Origin of the sequence: Acinetobacter towneri DSM 14962 = CIP 107472, from assembly GCF_000368785.1 — a bacterium.
GTDB classification, from domain to species: domain Bacteria; phylum Pseudomonadota; class Gammaproteobacteria; order Pseudomonadales; family Moraxellaceae; genus Acinetobacter; species Acinetobacter towneri.
The window spans coordinates 136,033-143,580 of the sequence record NZ_KB849690.1 but is presented as its reverse complement, the minus strand read 5'-3'; the positions used below and the strand labels follow the sequence as shown (position 1 = coordinate 143,580).

Genomic DNA, 7,548 nt, shown 5'->3' with positions numbered 1-7,548 from the left:
AGCGTGTACACAGTGCACTGGGTTATGTATCACCTTTTGAGTTTGAAGCAATGTACTATGATAAGATTAACCCGTTAGGTCAGGTGGCCTAACTTAAATAAAAAAGTCTCCGACAAACCCGGTACGGTTCACATAAAACATCAGTAATGACTTCTACCTGTTTTAGTTCTTTGATCTCCATATGCAATTCCTTGTAAATCCAACTTAAATATTCTAAATATTAACTAAAAACATAATTCAATAGGGTTTTAATTACCGCTAAAAAGATTAAAAACACTATATATAGTGAAATTTACAATTTAATAACACAATATAGGGTGCGCAACCCTTGACTCTCCTATAAAAAATACGTGAATATTATAGCTTATTTTTCAGCCACTTGGCATAAATATGGGGAGACATCAGCATATGTCTATAAAAAAAAAGCTATTGAAAGTCATCGTGTATCTTCAAAAAACTTACAATTAATGTGTTATCCAAAATGTATGCATGCGTACCAAATCTGGATAGCTTTATTTTTCCAACTGAGTGATAAACAGCAAAGCTATCACTTGAATTTAACTTTTAAACAGAATATCGAAATCCCGCTCCTTACCACTAAAACACCTGATCACTATTTTTTTAGTAGTCATTTCAGCTGGATCTATGCTTATTTTTACAATAAGAATAAAAATGAATTTAAGTTCAGAGCTTATGAGAAAAATAATTCCTACCAATTCACCATCCAGGCTTTAAGCGAAGTTAGGGCCTTACTGTGTTCCGGATTACATCACTCAATTCATGGCTTAGATATCATCGCATATTGGCTAAATGAACAATACTTAGCCGCACATCTTCAGGAAGTTTTCGGTCAGGAAGTTTTAACTATCAATCATCTACGAGAATTATCAGGGCTATCTAAATCCAAAAGTCCAGTAAGTTCTATTTCAAATTATGCTGGTCCACTTTCATTAGAAAAAATTCTGGCTGGAATATCATCATGAACGGATATAGTTACTTAGAAGATACTCAAGAATTAAAGCTTGAGCCGTTTCGAGAATTCTATCAAACACTAGCAGAAGCAAAGCTTGAAAGTTTTCAAAATTCAATCAAACTCAATGAGTTCATTAAACCTACTAAAATTATTGAACTTAACAATATTATAAATCAAAAACTTGTAGAAAAATCAATCAGTGAATATCCTCTCATTCATTATCTTATTGCAGTCATTAATACGCCTTCAGCATATCAAGCTAATGCCCTGAAATGGGCCATTTTTAATATTCAATGTATTGAATTGCTTGATAGCAAAGAACATGCAGCCACTGTAGCTAACCTCTGTAGACGTTTTCGTTTAGCCAGCAAAAAACAGGAATACCATTGGCTTTATAACTTATTACCACCTCTCCCTATTGAGTTGGAGGATCTGCTTAAGTTTTTAAATAAAGCTGAAACAGAGAATAGAGAGTTACTTAACCGCTCCACACCAAATTTAGATGAAAAACAAATTGGCCAGCTGGCAAATCTACGTGTCATCTATCAATATGTCTTTACTCAGTCTGAACGTTTAAAACGAAATCGCCAAAGCAGTTCAGGTGCCAAAGAAGCTCCTCAAACTGATGTTCAAAAGATATCAAGAATATCTCTCGATGATGAACAAACGTATCAGACTCATTTTGAAAAAGGTACAGCTAAACAACCACGCGAAGATAAAACTATAGAAAAAGTTGAAGATCATAATTTTGAATTTAATCCTCTTGAGCAATACTCTACTACAGCTCAGGTCAATAATCTTAAGAACAAAGTTCTGCATCAAAACAAGAATCAGTTAATGAGCAAGTCAAATCCTCGTGTCTTTGATTTGCCTACCGCACAGTATATTATGCGAATTTTGTTTGAACAGGCAGAAACCTCTCCAATTCATGCCTTACTTTTATTTTCAGTACTCAGTTTGACGCATTATAAAGAGCTATTAGTATTTCGGAAAAATTTTCGTCTGAGTTCAAAAAGAAAAGAAATTACTTTTAGCCCTGAAAACTTCTATTTTCGGCAAAGTTTTGATAACTCTAAATTTAAAGATGCTTTATTAAAAGAATATATGATGAATATAGGAAACTCTTTTACCATCCCCTTACCCAAAGTTTATTTTGATCAGATTTTTCAACTAAAAAAGTGGGATAAAGCTGATATTGATTCAGATGTACAAGAATATTTACGTAGAATCAGTGACGGCCTTACTTTTCATTTAACAGCTCGAAACCTTCCTCGTTTAATCAGCGATATCACGTTGAATGAACTCGGATATGAATTGGAAAGTAAATTACTTAGTGGAGAAAACGTTAATAGCTACACCCCAAGCCATTACTATTCAATGAAAATTGTTGATATCCTCGATATTTATAGCCAAACGCTTTATCTGGTTTGCCCGCAACTCGACACTAGTTATATCGAAGAATTTAAATCCCCTGTTACTTTCGGTAGTCAGCAAACGCCAGACCTGCCTCTGGTTAAATCCTTTTTTAAAGAGCTTGACAAGCAAGTTCGGGGAAACCCTAACCCTTTTAATACACTGAAATATTATTCAATTTGGCTATGGTACGTTTGCATGATTATGACATCTGCCCGACCAAATGAAGCCTTTCCCCCGAATCTCGATTATCTTGATCTCGACAACTGTTTGGTGGCTGTTGCAGATAAAGAGCAACGTTATTCGGGTACCATTGGACGCTACCTACCATTTAATAATTTTCTTCGTGATGAAATACAGTCTTATCTGAAATATTTAAAACAATTTCAGAATCTTATGAAGGCTTGTGCTAACCAAGTAAAAACAGCTTTAATTCAAGAAATCTTTGATGGTCAATGCCCCTTTCTTGTATATCCCAAGACTGAAGGATATATCCGAAATTTAGAGCTTGCTGATATTGAAAAGAACAGTCCAACTATAGTTTTGCAGCGCAATTGGACTCGCCATTTCGCTCGCTATTTTTTTGCACAGCACTGCGATGAAGATATGCTGAATGGCATCTTTGGTCACGATGGGCCCATGCAGGAACTTTTTGACCGCTATTCGGGTTTTCAGGCAACCGATTACGATCACATTCGAGCAGCGCAAGACAAGCTAGTCGAACTCTTAAAGCTTAAAAGTATGTCTACATTTAATGGATTCCTGATTGAATGAGTAAACACCCACACTCCCTCAAAAGAATAAAAAAGCATAGAAAAAACAAAGCATTTCTTCTGAACTTGTTTAGTGAGAAATGTATAGAGCTGACGCCTGAGAACTATTCGGAAATTTGTCGTCAAGTTGATAATCAGCTTTTAGAACACTGTAAGTCAAACATCCGTAGCTATCAGATGGCACGTATAGAATTTGCTAAATATATCAAGCGCTTTAATCTTTCATCGAATCACTACTATCCAGTGCCTGCCGCTCCCGTAAGGTACGAAAGATCTCTGCCACTACAAAATATTGAAACCTTAAAACATGGCAAAAAGGTGACTCAATTTGCCAAAAATTTGATTACTTACTGGACAAAACATAATGACTTCAGTCTAACTCAATCACTTGGCTTCTGTTTGATCAGTTCAATATTATTTAATGGCATTTATAATGAGAACGAACTACAAAAGTTTTTAAAAATCATTTTAAAAACAAAGAAATTTCAAAGTTTTTTAAACCTGAATCATATTGTTTCACTTGATATCCCGAACCGGAATTTCGGTAATCAGCGTATAAATAACCCTGATTTTTCAGTCAGCTATACCAAAACGTTTGTGCTACACGATATTGTGAAATGCTGGATCTACAGACTAAAACATCAAAAATTTGATTTATTTTCGGATATTGAAGATGCAGAACATCTGATTAACGCTTGTATTATTGAATGCTTCCCTGAGGAAAAGGTGCGTTGTAAAGACCTGTTAAAATACGGTTTTTACTATACACAGTTCCTGAAAAACAGCGGGCTGGATCAAATGTCCATTTGTATCTTAAAAAATGAAATTTACAGTTCCAGTCCTCTCGAAAAACAATTAGCAGCTTATTTTGTTCAGGTTGAACAAGCTCATCCTAATAACAATAAGATTGAGAATACTTGTGAAAACCATCAGGCTCCCTCTATAACCAATATTTCAATGGATATAGCTGATGCTTTAGTAGAAATACGTCAAGCTATTCGTGCAAAAAACTATAGCGATCGACTCATAGAATTATATGCCAAGGAACAACCTCCTGCCTTGGAGCGTTTACTGCTATGGACTATTCTGCGCTCAAAATTAACAGAGGCACAACTTGACTGCCTTAATCAAATTATCCAACAGTTGCAACGATTTAAACGTAAGCTTATACAAGCAGATTTTCAGCCAATTAAGCAGAGTTCTCTAAATACCATGTTTTCACAGTTTGCAGTCCATTGGCTGCAGGCAACGCAAGACAAAGATATTTCATCATTTTCAGATGCTGATTTTGAAGATCTGTATGGAGAAATGCTTTTATTAAAGAAAGAAACAACTAGAGCGACTTTACAAAAACGTCTACAGGAGTTTCATCACAAACAGACCTTATTTTTTAAAGCACCTACTATCGATCTAGATAATTTAATCCAGGTAAAAATCTGCAGAACAGCATTGATCTCGCCCCATATTTTTCACCACGTGCTAGAGCAGCTCGAAAATACTCAAGATATTTCGATTCAGGATAAAAATATATTTAAACTGATTTTTATTCTAGGGTTCAGAGTCGGACTACGGATCAATGAAACATTAAATATCTTCGTACGTGATCTATTTATTAGTGAAGATGCAGTGATACTCACCATTCGCAACAATCGCAATAAAAATCAAAAAAGCTACTCAGCTTACCGCAAAATTCCCCTGCATCATCTACTTAAAGCCGACGAATTACATGCATTTAAAACATATAGTCAGAATAGAAAACGTCTGCTAAAAAAACAAGGAAAATCAGTTGCACAACCGCTATTTTTAAAACAGTCCTTAGAGGAAACTCATGAAAATGAAGTGAATTCCCTATTTAAACAATTGATCCAACCAGTTTTTGGAGAACACAATTTTACTTACCATAGTCTGCGCCATTCTGCATTTAATCATCTTTACCTGATTTTAAAAAACTCAACACTTGCAGATGCATTTACTGACTATAGCCCACATGAGCAATTACGTATCCGTTATGCATTGTTGCGAAACAGAAATAGTCAGCAAACCTGGTATGCACTCTCTCATTTTGCCGGGCACCTAACGCCTGAAACCACTTGTTCAAGCTATCTGCATTTAATGCATCTGGCAATTAGCTACCAGCTGAATCAAATGCACAGCCCGCTTCCTAAAGAAGCCTATTTTAATATTCTGAAACATGATGATTCTATTAAATATCCTGTTCAGCAGCGGGCGATCAAACAGTTTTTATTTGATCAACTCACTAAAGACCGTTACAGGCAACATGATCATCAATATCAACAAAGGCAACAGAAATCGCCTGATTCACTGATGCTAGGAGCTCATGACTCAGAGATGACTTTTGAATTATTGCATCACATTCTTGCAGTAGAAAAAGAGCAAGATCTTCTGTTACCTGAAGGCATTCCTTTGCAAATCGCGCAAAAATTACGTGCCAGAGCCCTGCATTTGAAAACCTCCTGTGTAAACCAAAAAAAATCATCGAGGTTATTTACCACAGATTTTTTAAGGAAAACTCCTGCTGCATTAGTTACCATGTTGCCAACCAATCAGGAGGAGAAAAAGGTCATTCACCATGTCCAGGAGCGTTATGCAAATGTACAAAGTAAATATAAAAAACAGCTTCATATGATCTACTCAATTTATCTTGAAAAAGTTCAGCCAAATTCAGCCCAGTTAATTTTTGAACTGAATGAAAAACGGCAACTGAAGAAACTTCTTTCTTTTATTCATAGCTTATTTCCCAAAAAATATCTTCATTTAGAACTCTCTCAGCAGAGCAAGACAGAGCTCAAAAAGACATTACAGGATTTAACATTACGGGCAGAAAACTTCAGCCTGAATGAAAATGAAAGGCGAATTAAATTCTGCTTCAAAGGTAAAGAGGCAAAAGCACTTGGGGTATTCAAATTACTGATGTATCTCATGATAGTTTCTCATCTTTAAGCTGTTTGTAATAAAAATTTGAACTATGAGAAATGGTAATCAAATAGTATAAACTCTAGATATCAGCAACGTCTGAAACAGAGATCAGTCATGCATAAAACACCAGAAAAAATTGCAAAACAAAAAAAGGTATTAGCTAAAGCTGTTTTATCATCTGCAAATCAACTTGGTTTGACACAGGGCCAGCTTGCTATCATTCTCAATTTAGATTCAATAGAAACTTTAAATTCGCTTGAGTTAGATCCTGATTCAAGTCAGGGAGAGCTCGCAATTATTTTAATTCGTATTGCAATATCACTAGATGCTTTAACAGGTGGAGAGGCTAAATGGATGCAGCATTTTATGAAGGCACCAAATAAGTTAACCAAAGGCATTCCAATAGAACAGATTCAGACTACTCAGGGATTAATTACTATATTAAACGTAGTCGAAGGGCTTCGGCTTCAGGGTAAATATTAAGATATACAAGGCCTTATTACACACAAAAAAAGTCATTGTTTGTCTAATAATTTAAATTTAAGGTATAAGAAGTTCCTCTTCTCAAGAGGTATACAACTGCCTCATTATTGATAACTGCCATACATATATGGATTCTATTAACTTAATTCGAGGCTAAATTGAATCTTATAAGTTCAATTTAGCCATTCAAGAATCATTATAAAAGTTTGCTATATAGCGAACATTAACTATTATTAGTTAAAAGTTAGAGATGGATCCGGAAATTTGAACAACTCCTATAAGTGATACTCTGCTCCTCAAATGATGTTATAAACATCAATATATGGAGTATTTTATGGCACGTAGACCAAGAAGAAATCATTCAAACGACTTTAAGGCTAAGGTAGCACTTGCTGCGATCAAAGCAGAAAAAACACTTGCTGAATTGAGTTCTGAGTTTGATGTTCATCAAAACCAAATTATTGACTGGAAAAATCAATTGATCTCAGCTTCCTCACAAGCTTTCGATCAATCAAAAGCTCCATCAGAACCTCCCATTGATCTTAAAAAGTTACATGCAAAAATCGGTGAGCAGGCATTAGAAATTGATTTTTTAGAAGGTGTGTTGAAGAAACTGGGCCGCTTCAACCACAAAAGTTAATCGATCACTCACTTCAGATTTCAGTATCTAAACAAGCTAAGTTACTGAAAGTCTCTCGTGGTTGTTATTATTATCGCCCAAAACCTGTTAGCTCATCAGATCTGAAGCTGATGCGATGTATTGATGAATTACATATGCAATATCCTTTTGCAGGCAGTCGTATGATGCGTGATTTGTTGAATCGTCAAGGGCATCATATAGGACGACGTCATACACGTACTTTAATGAAGAAAATGGGTATTCAGGCGTTATATTGCAAACCAAATTTAAGCCAGGCTAATCAAGCTCACCGTAAATATCCATATCTGCTCAAAGGATTGGCTATTCAG

The 7,548-nt window shown here is 35.4% G+C and carries 4 protein-coding genes and 1 pseudogene; all 5 read left to right on the top strand.

Translation table 11 applies throughout. The features are described 5' to 3' along the window. Positions 1-350 precede the first annotated feature (350 nt). On the top strand, positions 351-983 hold the full coding sequence (locus tag F947_RS07900) for a hypothetical protein (protein WP_228258787.1): 633 nt from the start codon (positions 351-353) through the stop codon (positions 981-983). Then, on the top strand, positions 980-3,160 hold the full coding sequence (locus F947_RS07895; protein ID WP_004974314.1) for a hypothetical protein: 2,181 nt from the start codon (positions 980-982) through the stop codon (positions 3,158-3,160). Before F947_RS07900 ends, F947_RS07895 begins: the two co-directional genes overlap by 4 nt. Next, on the top strand, positions 3,157-6,120 hold the full coding sequence (locus tag F947_RS07890) for a site-specific integrase (protein WP_004974313.1): 2,964 nt from the start codon (positions 3,157-3,159) through the stop codon (positions 6,118-6,120). Before F947_RS07895 ends, F947_RS07890 begins: the two co-directional genes overlap by 4 nt. Before the next feature lie 90 nt (positions 6,121-6,210). Continuing rightward, positions 6,211-6,579, top strand: coding sequence for an MbcA/ParS/Xre antitoxin family protein (locus F947_RS07885; RefSeq protein WP_004974310.1), 369 nt, complete (start codon positions 6,211-6,213; stop codon positions 6,577-6,579). A 322-nt stretch (positions 6,580-6,901) separates the two neighbouring features. Next, positions 6,902-7,548 (top strand): annotated as a pseudogene (locus F947_RS14325) (IS3 family transposase); the annotation flags it as partial.